The sequence below is a fragment of the Halopelagius fulvigenes genome (assembly GCF_055398025.1).
The window spans coordinates 2,816,586-2,831,709 of sequence record NZ_AP043846.1; the positions used below are offsets into that span (position 1 = coordinate 2,816,586).

The following is a 15,124-nucleotide window of genomic DNA, read 5'->3' on the forward strand; positions in this document are numbered from 1 at the left end:
GACGCTTCCGGTATCGCTTCTCGTAGCGACTGCTGCGACTCCCGGACGTACCGGCGAGAAGGGGAGTAGAGTAGACGGCGAATAGAGGAGTAGCGTAGATGCGGCCGCGCGATCCGAGCGCGGAGTTAGACCAGCGACTCGTAGACGATGCCGTCGCGGCGGGAGACGATTCGGCGGCCGTCCACGACGACGGCGTCGGTCATCGCGTCGAACTCGTCGTCCAGGGCGGCGAACTCGTCCCAGTCGGTGACGACGAGTGCGGCGTCGGCCCCGGCCAACGCGTCCGCCGCGGAGTCGGCGTAGTCGATGTCCGGGAAGTGCTCGCGCATGTTCGCCGTCGCCACCGGGTCGTAGCCCACCACGTCCGCGCCCGAATCGAGGAGAGCGTCGATGAGGGGGATGGCGCGGGAGTTACGCACGTCGTCGGTGCCGGGTTTGAACGCCAGACCCAACACGGCGACGCGGGCGCCCGAGGGGTCCGCGTGGTCGCGGAGGATGTCGAGCATCCGGACGGGCTGTCTGTCGTTGACCTCGACCGCCGCTTCGAGCATCTTGGCCTCGTACCCCGCGTCCCGCGCCGCGGCGACGATGGCGGCGACGTCCTTCGGGAAGCAACTGCCCCCCCACCCGACGCCCGCACCGAGGAACGCCGACCCGATGCGGGAGTCCAGACCGACGGCGTCCAACACCTCCTCGGAGTCGATGTCGTACTCCTTGCAGATGTTCGCGAGGTCGTTCGCGAGCGATATCTTCGAGGCGAGGAAGGCGTTGTTGGCGTACTTTATCATCTCCGCCTCGCGGACGCCCGTTTCGACGACCGGCGGCGAGTCCGCCTGTTCGACGAGGGGGTCGAACACGTCCCGGAGGAGCGTCGCCGCGCGGTCCGTCTCGGACCCGAGGACGACCTTGTCGGGGTCGAGAAAGTCGGAGACGGCGCTCCCCTCGCGGAGGAACTCGGGGTTCATGCCGACGTCGAAGTCGCTCCCGAGTTCGAGGCCCGACTCCGCTTCGAGGATGGGCGCGATGACCTCCTCCGTCGTCGTCGGGACGACGGTGCTCTTGGTGACGACGAGGTGGTAGCCGTCCTTGTCGGCGAGCGTTCGGCCGACGGACCGCGCGCCCGCCTCCATGATGGAGAGGTCGATGTGGCCGTCGTCCTCGGAGGGGGTCGGAAGCGCGAGGAACGTCGCGTCCGTCTCTACGATGGCGTCGTAGTCGGTCGTCGCCCGCAGTCGGTCGCCCGCGTGTTTCTCGACGAGTTCGTCGAGGCCGGGTTCGTGGATGGGCGCCTCGCCGTCGTTCAGCGACGCCACGATGTCCTCGTCGATATCGACGTTCACGACGTCGTGACCCACCTCCGCGAAGCACGCGGCGATAGTCGTGCCGACGTACCCGCTACCGATGATGCTGATCTTCATTGGGCGAGTAGTCAGTCCCCGTCACTTTCAACGTTCTCCTCGCTCCCAGTCGGCGAAACGGCCGCATCGGAGCGCGTCCGAGTCCGAACGCGTGCGAGAAGCGAAACAACGGAGTAGCGGGGTGTCGAAGGGAGTCGCATGTCCCCCGACCCCGACGAGTCGCGCGCCGACCGCACCGCGTGGCTCGTGATCTACCTGAAGGGCCTCTGTATGGGCACCGCCGACGCCGTCCCCGGCGTCTCCGGCGGGACCATCGCCCTCCTGACCGGCATCTACGAACGACTCATCGACGCCGTGACGAACGTCTCCCCCGGCCGGATACTCGACGTGGTCGGCGGCGTCCTCCCCGGCCGCCGCGAACGCGCGGTCGAAGCCCTCCGCGCGGTTGACGCCGCGTTCCTCGTCGTCCTCGGCGCGGGCATAATGACGGCCGTCGTCACGGTGACCCGACTCGTCCACACGGGCATCACGGAGTTTCCTGTCCCGACGTTCGGGTTCTTCTTCGGTCTCATCGCCGCCTCGGCGTGGGTGCTCTTGAGCGAACTGTCGCTCGACACGCCCGGACGCGTCGGCGCCGCCGTCGCCGGGTTCGTCGTCGCGTTCGTCGTCTCCGGGAGCGCCGAAGCCGCCCTGGGGACGGGTCCCGTCGTGACGTTCGTCGCGGGAGCGATAGCCGTCAGCGCGATGATACTGCCGGGGCTCTCGGGGTCGTTGCTCCTCATTCTCCTCGGGCAGTACGAGTTCATGACCGGGGCGCTGAAGGCGTTCGTTGACGGCCTGTTGGCCGTCGTCCTCGGCGGGAGCGTCGTGCCCGTCGTCGAGAACGGCGCGATCGTCGTCGCGTTCGTCCTCGGCGCCTTCGTCGGTCTGTTCACCGTCGCGCACGCCGTCCGGTGGGCGCTCGAACACCACCGAAAGCCGACGCTCGCGTTCCTCGTCGCACTCATCGTCGGAGCGCTCAGAGCGCCCGTCGAGAGCACCGGGAGCCAACTCGCGGAGATGGGCCGGACGTGGACCGCCGAACTCGTCGGCGTGTTCGCCCTCACGGCCATCGTCGGCGCCGTCGCCGTCCTCGTCGTGGACCGCTACGCCGGACTGGGCGACGTCGAGGACGAACCGCCGCGCGGGGCGGACGAACGGGAAGAGACGGCCGCCTCCGGCGGCCTCGATTGACGACTACGCTCGCGGAACCGAGATGTTCCGCACGCCGTCGCCGCCGCAGTTCGCGCAGGCGACGGCGGGAGAGACGGGATCGCGGCCGGGTTACTCCGTTCGTCTCGCAACGCAGACGAACGTCTCGCGGCGCGAGGCGGCCTCCGTCACGACGAACCCCCCGTCCTCCAGCGTGGAGACGGCGTCTCCGAGTCCGAATCGCTCGTCGGTCGGCGGCCCCGCCTCGCCCGGCCCGGCCTTCGACCAATCGACGGTGACGAGGCGTCCGTCCGGGCGGAGGACGCGCCCGAGTTCGGTGACGGCGTCGTCGGATGCGAACTCGTGGTACACCATCGTCGAGAGGGCGGCGTCGAGTTCGCCGTCCGCGAAGGGGAGCGATTCGACGTCCGCCGTGACCAGTTCCACGTTCGGGGGGACGCCCTTCTCCCGGTAGAACTCGTGCATCGCCGCCTGCACGTCCACGGCGTACAGCGTTCCGACGGCGGGCGCGACGTCGTCCGTGTAGAAGCCGGTTCCGCTCCCGAGGTCGGCGACCGCCTCCCCCGGCGAGGGGGCCAAGAGCGCGAGGAGTTCCTCCCGCGAACAGTACCGGTACCGCCCCTCGTCGTCGAGCGACTCCGCGCGGGCGACGTCGAACGTGTGAAATCCCATGGTCGGACTACTCGGGCGGGACTCAAATACGCACCCCGCGGGTCGGTGGTCACCGCTGCCGCGGGAGTCAACGTTAATTAGTTGCACGCCCCCTCGTTGGAGTAGGAACGATGTCCGACGGGAAACTGCGCACGCCGACGAAACGGACCTGCGAGCGGTGCGGACGGGTCGAACGATGGGACCAGAGCGAGGAGACGTGGCGCGTCGTCAGAGAGGAGGGGACGCCGCGCGTCGGGAACCCCTACTGCATCCACGAGTGGGACATAAACGGCGCGTTCGCCCCCTTCGGAGACGACACCGACGCCGCCGAGGTCTGACGGGGCCGACGGACCGGTCGAAACGAGGAAACGCTCGGCGCGCCGAGAGGGAGTATGCCGACCGCATTCGTCACGGCACCCCCCGACGCCGCGCCGGAACTCGCGCGAACCCTCGTGGAGGAACGACTGGCCGCCTGCGTGAACCGCCTCGACTGCGAGTCCGTCTATCGCTGGGAGGGAGAGGTGTACGAGGAGTCCGAAGTCGTTCTCTTAGCGAAGACGACGGAGGACGGCTACACCGCGCTCCGCGATAGAATCGAGGAGTTACACCCCTACGACGTGCCGTGCGTCGAACGGTTCGACCGGGCGGACGCGCTTCCCGCCTACGCGTCGTGGGTCGAGGAGTCGACCGGACCGGAGACCGCGGACGGCGGCGAAGACGACGCGGACGGCGTAAACAGCGCGGACGACTGACGCCGCCCCGCCTCGCGCCGCGACTATCGCTCCCGGAGCGAATCGAGCACCGAGAGCGTCCCGTCCATGTACGACTCTTCGAGAACCTCGTCGGCGGCGGCTTTCGCCACGTCGTCGGCGTTGGCGACGGCGTAGGACCGTCCGGCGACTTCGAACGTCGAGGCGTCGTTCTCGCTGTCGCCGATTGCGACGAAGTCGGCGGGGTCGAGGTCCAGCGTCTCGCATATCGCCCGCAAGCCGTCTCCCTTCTCGATGCCGGGCGTCTTCACGTGGTAGGCGTAGCCCGTGTCCAACACGTCGAGGTCGTACTCTGCGGCCACCTCGCGCAACAGGTCTTCGTCCGCCGAGAGGTTCACCGCCACCTCCGTCTCGCGCCACTTGTTGACGGCGTCGAACTCCCCCCACCCGATGTCGCCGCCGCGGGCCTCGAACTCCTCGGCGGCGGCCTGCGCGGCGTCCCTGTCGGCGTTGTACGACACCTCGCCGGCGGCGAGGACGACGCCGCCGTTCTCCGCGACGACGGTCTGTTCGATGCCGATGTAGTGACAGAGGCTCACCGGGTAGGGGAACGCCTTCCCCGTCGCGAGGACGACCGGCGCGTCCCACGTCGGAAGCACGTCGAACACGCGCGGGTCGAGTCGTCCCGGGGCGTCCGTCAGCGTCCCGTCGATGTCCAACACGATGGGCGGAACCGCGGTTTCCATGGGGACGCATCGGGGACCGCAAGGAAAGGTGCTCCGCTCTCGGAAGTCGCGACCGAGAACCCTACGTCGCCGCGGAGTCGGCGCCCCGCCGTTCGGCTTCGGGGTCGCCGAGTCGCTCGAACACCCGCATCGGGAAGTTCGGTTCCGGTCTGCTCGGCGGTCGGCCGGGGCCGCCGTCGCCCTCGGCGTCCCCCGCGACGCGGCGAACCACGCCGACCTCCGAGAGTTCGTAGAGGAGGCGCTTGACGGTGGCCGCCGAGAGGTCCACGGTCGGCGCGTCGGCGATGGCGGCGGCGGCGCGGGTGACGGACCCCCGGTCGTCGCCGTCGAGTCCGACGAGTTCGAGGAGGACGCGGCGACGACTGGCCGAGAGCGACCCGACGCGCCCGAGCGAACAGCAGTCGGCGGGGACGCCCGCCATCCCCGCCTCGACGTGGCGGGGTTCAATCCTGCCCGTCGCCGCGTCGGCCGCCTCGACGGCCGCCCCGTAGAGTGCGGCGAGTGCGTCGTGGGCGTCGCCGTCGGCCCACGCCGCCACGTCGCTGACGGCGTCGTGGCCGAGGGCGTGGCGGGCGAGTCCGTCCGAGGTCCGACTCGTGAGCACGTCGGCGAGGGCGTGTCGCTCGTAAGGCGGCACTTCGACCGTCGCGAGGTCCGTGCTCGGCGGGTCGGCGCGGCCGACGGCGACGTGGGAGAGCGACTCCGAGACGGGGGCGAACACGTCGCCGAGGCGTTCGACGGGGAGCGTCTCGGGTTCACCCACGTGGTCCACGGCGACGACGACGCGGCGGGCGTGCCCGAGTTCGTCTCCGAGTCGCTCTCTCACCGCGGCGGTGCCGACGCCGCCGGACGGGACGGACTCCTCGACGACTGCGTCGAGGACGGCGCGGAGCAGGGCGAACTCGCTGGTCGCGGCGCGCGCGTCCACGTAGGCGAACTCCACCGGCGGCGGCGACGACGCGCGGGTGGTCGTGTGGATGGCCCGCGGGTGGTTCCGCGCGGTTTCGGCGAGGCGGTCGAACAGGGCGGCGACGAGGGCCGACTTCCCGGCCCCCTTCGGACCGTACACGTAGGTGTCGTCCGGCAGTTCGCCCGCGAACGCCGGATCGAGGCGGTCGAGCAGTCGTTCGAGCGTCGGCCCCCGCCCGGTCGGTTCGGCGGGGTGTGCGGTCGGGTCCAACGCCGAGATGTCCCGAACCAGCCGGTTCGCCCCGCTCTCACGTCGCCTCCGCCGTTCGATTCGCTCGTCTAATCGCATGCGCGAGTCCTCGGTCATTCCCCCGGTTCACCTCCCGGGAATAAAAATTGAGGGTGTCCCGCCGCCTCGCCCGAAACGGGTGATTCACCGCTCGAAACCGGCTTTTCTTCGAATAACCGCGACGGGATCCGCCGTCGAACTATTCGCGTCGAGTGACCGTCCGTAACTATTGCAATCGTTCAGTTACAAATCGGCGAACAGGGCGACCTCCTTCCGACGAAGCGGCGAAAAACGGGCTGTAGACCGGGTTGAAATGCGAATCGAGTCGTCGAGGCGGAACCTCGCGGATAATTTACGGATTGGTCGGAGCGAGAGGTAAAATAAAGTAGGGTGCGACCAACCATCCGGAAGTGAGATGACTGAAACGCCGAGCGTCCTCGTCATCGGCGGGGGTTCGACCGGGTGCGGCATCGCGCGGGACTTAGCGATGCGCGGGCTCGACGTCACCCTCGTCGAGAAGGGGAACCTGACCCACGGGACGACGGGTCGGATGCACGGCCTGCTCCACAGCGGCGGTCGGTACGCCGTCTCGGACCAGGCGTCAGCGAAGGAGTGCATCGAGGAGAACCGCGTCCTGCGCCGTATAGCGAGCCACTGCGTCGAGATGACCGGGGGGCTGTTCGTCCAGCGACCCGAGGACGACGACGAGTACTTCGAGGAGAAACTGGAGGGCTGCCGCGAGTGCGGGATTCCCGCGGAGGTGCTCTCCGCCGAGGAGGCCCGCGAGATGGAACCGTACCTCGCGGACGACATCAAGCGGGCCATCCGCGTCCCCGACGGGGCGGTGGACCCGTTCCGCCTCTGCGTCGCCAACGCCGCCAGCGCCGTCGAACACGGCGCGCGCATCGAGACGCACGCCGAAGTCACCGACGTCCTCGTCAAGGGCGGCGAAGTCGTCGGCGTCGAAGTGGAACACCAGTCCGGAGAGGGCGTGCACGTCCACGGCCGACCCGGAACGACCGAGGAGATTCGCGCCGACTACGTCGTGAACGCGACGGGCGCGTGGGCCGGCCGAATCGGCGACATGGCCGGCGTGGACGTGGAAGTCCGCCCCTCGAAGGGCGTCATGACCATCATGAACGTCCGGCAGGTCGACACCGTCGTCAACCGGTGCCGACCGAAGGGCGACGCCGACATCGTCGTCCCCCACGAGACGACGTGCATCCTCGGGACGACCGACGAGGAAGTCGAGGACCCCGAGGACTACCCCGAGGAGGGGTGGGAGGTGGACCTGATGATAGACACCCTCTCGGAGTTGGTGCCCATCCTCTCGGAGGCCCGCACCATCCGGTCGTTCTGGGGCGTCCGCCCCCTGTACGAACCGCCGGGGACGGGAACGACCGACTCGACGGACATCACGCGCGATTTCTTCCTCTTGGACCACGACGAGAGGGACGACCTGCCGGGGATGTCCTCCATCGTCGGCGGGAAGTTCACCACCTACCGCATGATGGCCGAGCAGATTTCCGACCACGTCTGCGGGAAACTCGGCGTCGAGGCGGAGTGCCGCACCGCGGAGGTTCCGCTTCCGGGGTCGGAGGACTTCACCGTCCTGCGCGACTACATGGAGGACTTCGGCATCCGGTCGCCCATCGGGCGGCGGAGCGCCCAGCGCCTCGGGTCGCGCGCGGACGAGGTACTCGGCGGGTGGGAGGGCCCCAACCCCGTCGTCTGCGACTGCGAGGCGGTCACCCGCGCGGAGATTCAGGACGCCATCGACTCCTCGGGGACGGACCTCAACGCCGTCCGCATCCGCACGCGCGCCTCGATGGGCAACTGTCAGGGCGCGATGTGCTGTCACCGCATGGCGAACGAACTGTTCCCGCAGTACGACGAACTCGTCGTCCGCGATTCGCTGGACGACCTGTACCAGGAGCGCTGGAAGGGCGAACGCCACGCCCTCTGGGGCGAGCAGTTGTCGCAGGCGATGCTGAAGCACATGCTCCACGCGACGACGATGAACCGCGACGGCGACGCGGCGTCCCGAGACGAACCGGTCGACTTCGGCGCGTTCGACGCCGGACCGGACGCCGCCTCGGACGCGGCGGGGACGGGAGCGGACAGGGCGGCGACCGACGGCGGTCCCGACCACGTCGGGAGCACGTCGGACCTTCGGTCCGGCGGTGGGAGAAAAGGGGGCGACGATGCCAATTCGTGAGGACGTGGTGGTCATCGGCGGCGGCCTCGCCGGGAGCATCGCGGCACTCGCGGCCGCCGAGTCCGGCGCGAGCGTCAGACTCGTCTCCCACAAGAAGAGCACGCTCCGGCAGGCGAGCGGCCTGATAGACGTGCTCGGCTACGTGGACGGCGAGGGACCGCACGCCGACCCGTTCGCGGCGATGGCCGAGTTGCCCGACGAACACCCCTACAGCGTCGTCGGCGAGGATGCGGTCCGCGAGGGACTGCGCCTCTTCGACGAGGCGGTGGGCGACGCCTACCGCGGCGGCCACACCGACGCGAACGCCCTCGTGCCGACCCACGCCGGGACGGTGAAACCGACGGCTCGCTACCCCGAGTCCGTCGCTCCCGGCCTCGCCAGCGTCGAGGAGGACGCCCTGCTGGTCGGCTTCGAGACGCTCACCGACTTCGAGGCACCCCTCGCGGCGGAGCACATCGACGCCTCGGGCGTCCCCTTCGACGTCCGCGGCGCGACGCTCCGCTTCCCGATGGAGTTCCGCGCCGACGCGAAGGTGACGCGGTACGCGCAGGCCTTAGACGAGGACGAACGGCTCAACGACGGAACGGGCGTGCGCCGCGCCGTCGCGGAAGCCGTCGCCGACGAACTCGACGGCGAGGCGCGCGTCGGGTTCCCGGCGATGCTCGGCGACGACAACGCCGAGGAGGTGCGCCAAGACCTCTCCGAACGCATCGGCGCGACGGTGTTCGAGGTGCCGACGGGGCCGCCGAGTCTGCTCGGTCTCAGCCTCGAAGACCTGCTGTTCGACGCCCTCAACGAGGCGGGCGTCCGCATGTCGGTGGGCAACCCCGTCTTGGACTACGAGGCCGAGAACGGCCGAATCGAGGCCGTGTACGTGGACCAGAAGCACAAGCGCGTCCCCTACCACGCCGAGGAGTTCGTCCTCGCGACGGGCGGACTCGTCGGCAAGGGCGTCCGGTCGAACCGCGAACGGGTCGAAGAGCCCGTGTTCGGCCTCCGCGTGCCGCACCCGGAGGACCGCTACGAGTGGTCCGAGTCGGAGGCGTTCGGCGACCACGCCTTCGCCCGGTTCGGCGTCGTCCCGGACGGCGAGATGCGACCGACGACGGAGACGGGAGAACCGCAGTTCGAGAATCTCCGCGCGGCCGGCGGCGTCGTCGGCGGGGCGAACGTGGCCCGCGAGAACTCCGCGGGCGGCGTCTCCCTCGCGACGGCGGCCGTCGCCGGCACCCGCGCGGGCGAGGAGGTACGCAGATGAGCGACGCAGAATCACAGATAGACGCAGACTTCGGAACGACGGAACAGGACGACTTCGAACCGGTGCAGGTGTTCGACGACGGGACGGGGATGGACCTCCGCCCCGGCGCGGACAACTGCTACAAATGCACCTCCTGCGACACCTCCTGCCCGGTGGCGGAGGTGGACGACGACTTCCCGGGGCCGAAGTTCCAAGGCCCAGAGCAGTGGCGTCTCAAGCGCAAGGAGGACACCGACATCGACGGCTCCGTCATGAAGTGTTCGAACTGCATGCGCTGTGACGACGCCTGCCCGTCGGGCGTCCCCCTCAGCCAGATGCACAACACCGCCCGCGGGGAGTACGTCGAGAACCACATGGACAAACTCTCCGCGGAGTACATCCGCAACCGCATCCTCTCGAACTACCGCACGTCGGCGGAGATAGCGTCGAAGGTGCCGCGACTGGCGAACATCGCGATGAACTTCGGCCCCGCGCGGTGGGTGATGGAGAAGACGCTCGGCGTCACCGCCGAACGGGAGTTCCCCGAGTTCGCCCGGCAGACGTTCCGCGAGTGGTGGGAGGAACGCGGCGGCCCGCAGGTTCGCTCCGAGGAGAAACGCGTCGCCTACTTCCACGGCTGTTACTCGAACTACAACACGCCAGAAGTCGGCAAGGCGATGGTCCGCGTCTTCGAGGAGTTCGGCTACGAAGTCGTCGTCCCCCAACAGCGCTGTTCGGGCACGCCCATGTTCGCGAACGGGATGCTCGACGACGCCAAGCGCGCGGCGGGCATCAACGTCGAGAACTTCTCCGGCCTCATCCCGGAGGGCTACGACATCATCGCCTCCTGTACCTCCTGTTCGCTGTCGCTCAAACAGGAGTACCCCGAACTGTTCGACATCGACGGGATTCAGGACCTCTCGTCGCACACCTACGAGGCGATAGAGTACCTCCGCATCCACGAGGACGTGGAGGGCGCAGTCGCGGACGCCTCCGTCCCGGACCAGGCGTTCGCCTACCACGCGCCGTGCCACGCCCGGAATCAGGGACTCAACCGACAGTCGGTCGAACTGTTCCGCGAGTTGGACGGCGTCACCATCGAGGACGTCGGCGACTCCTGTTCCGGCATCTCCGGCACCTACGGCTGGAAGGAGGAGAAGTACGAGACGTCGATGAAGATAGGCGAGGAGATGTTCGACCACATGCACCACGCCGAGGGGAACGTCGGCATGACGGAGTGTCCCACCTGCTCGATGCAGATGGAGCACGGTACCGGCTACGACATCAAACACCCCCTCCAACTGCTCGAAGAAGCGCTGGTCTGAGCGCCGTCGGGTCGGCGCGGTGCGGTTCTCTTTTCAGTCCTCTCTGCGCACCGACGGACTGAGAACGTCCTCGTCGCTCGGCGACCGGGCGTCGAACGCCTCCACGAACGCGTCGAGTCGTTCGGGGTCGTCCGCCCCCGGCAGGCGGCGTTCGTCGGTGACGCACGCTTCGTCCGCGCCGAGTCGGTCGGCGACGAGGTCAGACATCTGCTCGGCCATCACGCGGTACGTCGTCAGTTTCCCGCCGACGATGCTCGCGAAGTTCTCGACGTTCTCGCCGGGCGACGCCGAACGGCCCGCCGCGGTTTCGTCGTCGGGGTCCGCGGCGTGGTCGACGACGAAGAACCCGCGCGAGATGCCGCGGCCGCCGCGACTCGCCTCGTCGGGCGCGTAGAGGGGGCGAACGCCCCACCACCGCCGGGACACCTCGGCGTCCGCGACGGGCGGAAGCATCTTCGAGCACTCGTCGAACATCGCCTCCACCTCCCACTCTTCCTCCTCGAAGTCGTCGGGGTCGTCCACCTCGACGCTCGTCGTCCCGAGGACCACCTCGTGGTCGTGCGGGACGACGATGTCCCCGTCGGCGGGCGGGCGACACCGGTTCAACACGGGGTCGAGGCCGTCGTAGTAGACGGATACCATCACGCCCTTCGTCGGCCGCATCTCCAACTCGACGCCCGCCATCGCGGCGACTTGGCCCGCCCACGTCCCGGTGGCGTTGACGACGTAGTCGGGTTCGACGTCCTCCGCGCCGCCGAGTTCGACGCGGACGATGCGGCCGCCCTCGACCGTCATCCCCTCGACGGGGGCGTGGGTGAGTATCGTCGCCCCGTTGTCGCGGGCGTCGGCGGCGTTGGCGGCGGCGAGGCGGGAGGGGTAGACGACGCCGTCCGGGACGGCCATCGCGCGAACCGCGTCCTCCGAGAGGCCAGGGACGCGACGCCGCGCCTCGTCGCCGTCTATCACCTCCGCGGGGATGCCCAGTTCCTCGCAGGCCTCGCGCTTCTCCTCGAAGTACGCCGGGTCGTCGTCTTCGAGTTGGACGAACAGACCGCCGCTCTCGCGGATGCACTCGCCCGCGATGCGTCGCAGGATGCGGTTCTCCTCGATGCACTCCTCCGCGCCGACCGGGTCGGCCTCGGCGTAGCGTGCACCGCTGTGAAGCAGACTGTGCGACCGACCCGACGTCCCGCCCGCGAGTCCGCGTCGCTCCGCGAGGGTGACGTCGAGGCCGCGGAGTGCGAGGTCGCGGGCGATGCCCGTCCCGGTCGCGCCGCCGCCGACGACGAGAACCTCGGTCGTATCCACCATTGGAAGACGTTGGGCACTGCGCGGTTTGGAACTGACGGCGGACGGGTTAGATTCGAATAACTTCGTTATGTATTTCCATATAGTTCAAGATCCGTTGGAATTTCACCCTCGTTTTCGTGGAAACATTTAATGGATCGCCTAGTTATTTGTTAGCACGTTCGGCGTCTATCCTGACGCCGGCGGCGGGTTCCGCCCGTCGCGGTACGGAGTTGGTGACACAATGGCACAAGATACCTACATCGGGGCAGTTGACCAGGGAACGACGGGAACGAGATTCATGGTGTTCGACCACAGCGGCAAGGTGGTCGCGAACGCCTACCAGAAGCACGAACAGATATACCCGGAACCGGGGTGGGTCGAACACGACCCCGAGGAGATCTGGGAGAACACGCAGGACGTAATCCAGGAAGCGCTGGGGAACGCCGACCTGAGCGCCGACCAGTTGGAAGCCATCGGCATCACGAACCAGCGCGAGACGACGCTCATCTGGGATCGAGAGAGCGGTCGACCGCTCAACAACGCCATCGTCTGGCAGGACCGACGCACCACCGACCGCGTCGAGAAACTCCAAGAGGAGGGCAAGGAAGGGTGGATCCGCGAGAAGACCGGTCTCGAACCGGACGCGTACTTCTCGGCGACGAAGGCCGAGTGGCTGCTGGACAACACCGACCAGATCAAGCTCCAGCGGATGCGCCCCGACGACGTCCGCGAGAGAGCCGAGCAGGGCGAGTTGATGTTCGGCACCATCGACTCGTGGCTCATCTACAAGCTGACGGGGAACCACATCACGGACGTGACGAACGCCTCGCGGACGATGCTGTTCAACATCCACGAGATGGACTGGGACGAAGAACTCCTCGAAGAGTTCAACGTCCCCGAGGCGACCCTTCCCGAAGTACGACCCTCCTCCGACGAGAACCACTACGGAACGACGGACGCCGACGGCTTCCTCGGCGAGGAGATTCCGGTCGCGGGCGCACTCGGCGACCAGCAGGCGGCGCTGTTCGGCCAGACCTGTTTCGACGAGGGCGACGCGAAGAACACCTACGGCACGGGGTCGTTCATGCTGATGAACACCGGCGACGAGGCCGTCGAGAGCGAGCACGGTCTACTGACGACCGTCGGCTTCCAGCGCTCTGGCGAACCCGTGAAGTACGCCCTCGAGGGGGCGATTTTCATCACGGGCGCGGCCATCGAGTGGCTCGAGGACATGACGCTCATCGAGGACGCCGCCGAGACGGAGAACCTCGCGCGCTCCGTGGACTCGACGGACGGCGTCTACTTCGTCCCGGCGTTCACCGGGCTCGGCGCGCCCCACTGGGACCAGCGCGCTCGCGGCACCATCATCGGCATGACGCGCGGCACCCGCCGCGAACACGTCGTCCGCGCGGCGTTGGAGTCCATCGCGTTCCAGACGCGCGACGTGGCCGAGGCGATGGAGTCCGACTCGGGCATCGAACTGACCGACCTCCGCGTCGACGGCGGCGCGGTGAAGAACAACTTCCTCTGTCAGCTCCAGGCGAACATCGTCGGCACAGACATCGTCCGTCCGGTCGTCGACGAGACGACGGCGCTGGGGTCGGCGTACGCCGCGGGCCTGGCCGTCGGCTACTGGGAGACGGTGGACGAACTCCGCGACAACTGGCAGATAGACAGGGAGTTCGCTCCCGAGGACCCCCAGAACGTCGAACAGCGCTACGGTCGCTGGAAGGACGCGGTCGAACGGTCGCTCGACTGGGCGCGCGACGGAGGTGAGTGAGCGTGGCGCTCGCGGACCTATGGGCCATCGAGGTGATAATCGCCGCCTTCGCGGGCGGGGCGTTCGGGGCCGCACTCGGCGCGCTTCCGGCGTTCGTCTTCACCGGTTTCATGGTCATCGCCGGCGAGGCGGCGAGCATCGCCAACGCCGACGCCGGAGCCATCACAGGCTCCGTCGCGTTCGGCGCGCCGTTCTCGCCAGCCATCAGCTTCGCGGGCGGCGCGGCCGCCGCGGCGTACGCCGCCAAGCGCGGCTACATGCAGTCGGGCTTCGACTATCACAACGCCAAGGACATCACGTTCGCGCTCGGGACGAAACCCGACGTGTTGGCGGTCGGCGGCGTCTTCGGCATCCTCGGCTACTGGCTGACGGTGCTCTCGAGCACGTTCGCCTTGCCGTACGACGCCATCGCGATGGGCGTCACGCTCTCGGCGTTGCTCCACCGAATCGCCTTCGGCTACCCGATAATCGGGGAAGTTCGCGGCGACGGCATCCTCGATATGTCGCCGTTCGAGCGGGAGGAACTCCGCCCGGTCGGCGACCAGTCGGCGACGGCGACGGAGGAGAGTCGGACGCCGACCGACGGCGGACAGGAGACGCGTCTGGCGGTCGAACCGTGGCTCCCCCACCAGTACGAGTGGGGTGGCGTCGCCGCGATAAGCCTCGTCGCGGGCCTGTTCGGCGGGTACATCGCCATGGTGACCGGAAGCACATTCCTCGCGTTCGGCATCAGCGCGGCGTCGCTGCTGTTCTTGAACCTCGGCGTCGAGCGGATTCCCGTCACCCACCACATGACGCTGCCCGCGAGCGCCGCGGCCATCGCGGTCACCGGCGGCGGCGACGGGTCGCTCCTCGTGGCTCTGCTGTGGGCGGGCGCGTTCGGTCTGGTGTCCGGGCTGTTCGGCGAGTTGTTCCAGCGCGTCTTCTACGCGCACGGCGACACCCACTGGGACCCGCCCGCCGCGGCCATCGTCTTCGGGTCGTTCCTGGTGTTCGTGATGTACGTCCTCGGGGTCTTCCCCGGCGCGTCGTACGTCCCGACGCTCGGAATCTGAGCCGGATTCCCATCTATTTTTGTACGCATCGGTAACCGTTTAGTCGCAGGCTCTGAACGGGGAGTATGGAACGAACGGTCACAATCGTCCCGGAGGCGGGTCTGCACGCGCGCCCGGCCTCGAAGTTCGTCGAGACGGCAAACGAGTTCGACGCGGACGTGACGGTCGGTCCCCCGGACGGCGACAGAGTGGACGCCCGGAGCATGCTCGCGGTCACCGGTCTCGGCGCGGGACACGGCGACGAGGTGGTTCTCACCGCCGAGGGCGAGGACGCCGAGGCGGCGCTGGACGCCCTCGAAGAAGTGCTCACGACGCCCGAAGACGGCGAGTAGAGTCGAAAACCG

The 15,124-nt window shown here is 68.4% G+C and carries 14 protein-coding genes; 9 read left to right on the forward strand and 5 right to left on the reverse strand.

What is annotated here, in order from left to right; all coding sequences use genetic code 11:
• Positions 1-125: 125 nt before the first annotated feature.
• Positions 126-1,418, reverse strand: a complete 1,293-nt coding sequence (aglM, locus tag ACZ522_RS19535) for a UDP-glucose 6-dehydrogenase AglM (RefSeq protein ID WP_379695775.1) — start codon at positions 1,416-1,418, stop codon at positions 126-128.
• A gap of 138 nt (positions 1,419-1,556) precedes the next feature.
• Between aglM and ACZ522_RS19540 the strand changes: the two genes are divergently transcribed.
• Positions 1,557-2,591 carry a DUF368 domain-containing protein gene (locus ACZ522_RS19540; RefSeq protein WP_379695773.1) on the forward strand — a complete coding sequence of 345 codons (1,035 nt, stop codon included), beginning with the start codon at positions 1,557-1,559 and terminating at the stop codon, positions 2,589-2,591.
• 90 nt (positions 2,592-2,681) lie between these two features.
• On the opposite strand, the gene ACZ522_RS19545 is transcribed toward ACZ522_RS19540, so the two are convergent.
• Positions 2,682-3,242 carry a class I SAM-dependent methyltransferase gene (locus tag ACZ522_RS19545; protein ID WP_379695771.1) on the reverse strand — a complete coding sequence of 187 codons (561 nt, stop codon included), beginning with the start codon at positions 3,240-3,242 and terminating at the stop codon, positions 2,682-2,684.
• Between the two features lie 110 nt (positions 3,243-3,352).
• On the opposite strand from ACZ522_RS19545, the gene ACZ522_RS19550 reads away from it, so the two are divergent.
• Together ACZ522_RS19550 and cutA are read left to right on the forward strand one after the other, a co-directional pair.
• On the forward strand, positions 3,353-3,559 hold the full coding sequence (locus ACZ522_RS19550; protein WP_379695769.1) for an HEWD family protein: 207 nt from the start codon (positions 3,353-3,355) through the stop codon (positions 3,557-3,559).
• A gap of 54 nt (positions 3,560-3,613) precedes the next feature.
• On the forward strand, positions 3,614-3,973 hold the full coding sequence (gene cutA, locus ACZ522_RS19555) for a divalent-cation tolerance protein CutA (protein WP_379695767.1): 360 nt from the start codon (positions 3,614-3,616) through the stop codon (positions 3,971-3,973).
• Between the two features lie 23 nt (positions 3,974-3,996).
• Here cutA and ACZ522_RS19560 read toward each other — a convergent pair whose 3' ends face one another.
• On the reverse strand, positions 3,997-4,677 hold the full coding sequence (locus ACZ522_RS19560; protein WP_379695765.1) for a phosphoglycolate phosphatase: 681 nt from the start codon (positions 4,675-4,677) through the stop codon (positions 3,997-3,999).
• 61 nt (positions 4,678-4,738) lie between these two features.
• Positions 4,739-5,935 (reverse strand): Cdc6/Cdc18 family protein, encoded by a 1,197-nt coding sequence (locus ACZ522_RS19565; protein WP_379699839.1) that lies wholly within the window; start codon positions 5,933-5,935, stop codon positions 4,739-4,741.
• A 355-nt stretch (positions 5,936-6,290) separates the two neighbouring features.
• On the opposite strand from ACZ522_RS19565, the gene glpA reads away from it, so the two are divergent.
• Genes glpA through ACZ522_RS19580 form a run of 3 tightly spaced genes read left to right on the forward strand, consistent with a single transcriptional unit; the run spans position 6,291 to position 10,655 of the window.
• Positions 6,291-8,093: an anaerobic glycerol-3-phosphate dehydrogenase subunit GlpA gene (gene glpA / locus ACZ522_RS19570; protein WP_379695763.1), complete on the forward strand. Its 1,803-nt coding sequence runs from the start codon at positions 6,291-6,293 to the stop codon at positions 8,091-8,093.
• Complete coding sequence (gene glpB, locus ACZ522_RS19575) at positions 8,080-9,351, forward strand: glycerol-3-phosphate dehydrogenase subunit GlpB (RefSeq protein ID WP_379695761.1); 1,272 nt, start codon at positions 8,080-8,082, stop codon at positions 9,349-9,351. The genes glpA and glpB overlap by 14 nt, the downstream gene beginning before the upstream one ends.
• Positions 9,348-10,655 carry an anaerobic glycerol-3-phosphate dehydrogenase subunit C gene (locus tag ACZ522_RS19580; RefSeq protein WP_379695759.1) on the forward strand — a complete coding sequence of 436 codons (1,308 nt, stop codon included), beginning with the start codon at positions 9,348-9,350 and terminating at the stop codon, positions 10,653-10,655. Before glpB ends, ACZ522_RS19580 begins: the two co-directional genes overlap by 4 nt.
• Positions 10,656-10,688: 33 nt before the next feature.
• Here ACZ522_RS19580 and ACZ522_RS19585 read toward each other — a convergent pair whose 3' ends face one another.
• A complete protein-coding gene (locus tag ACZ522_RS19585) occupies positions 10,689-11,966 on the reverse strand; it encodes an FAD-dependent oxidoreductase (RefSeq protein ID WP_379695757.1) in 1,278 nt (425 codons plus the stop codon).
• A gap of 220 nt (positions 11,967-12,186) precedes the next feature.
• Here ACZ522_RS19585 and glpK point away from each other — a divergent pair, with 220 nt between their 5' ends.
• The 3 genes from glpK (at position 12,187) to ptsH1 (ending at position 15,112) form a co-directional block, all read left to right on the forward strand.
• Entirely contained in the window at positions 12,187-13,725 is a 1,539-nt protein-coding gene (gene glpK / locus ACZ522_RS19590) for a glycerol kinase GlpK (protein ID WP_379695755.1), read from the forward strand.
• A 2-nt stretch (positions 13,726-13,727) separates the two neighbouring features.
• The gene (locus ACZ522_RS19595) at positions 13,728-14,780 is read left to right on the forward strand and encodes a DUF7973 family transport facilitator (RefSeq protein WP_379695753.1); all 1,053 of its coding nucleotides are present in this window, start codon (positions 13,728-13,730) and stop codon (positions 14,778-14,780) included.
• Between the two features lie 65 nt (positions 14,781-14,845).
• Entirely contained in the window at positions 14,846-15,112 is a 267-nt protein-coding gene (ptsH1, locus tag ACZ522_RS19600) for a phosphocarrier protein HPr (protein ID WP_379695751.1), read from the forward strand.
• Positions 15,113-15,124: the final 12 nt, after the last annotated feature.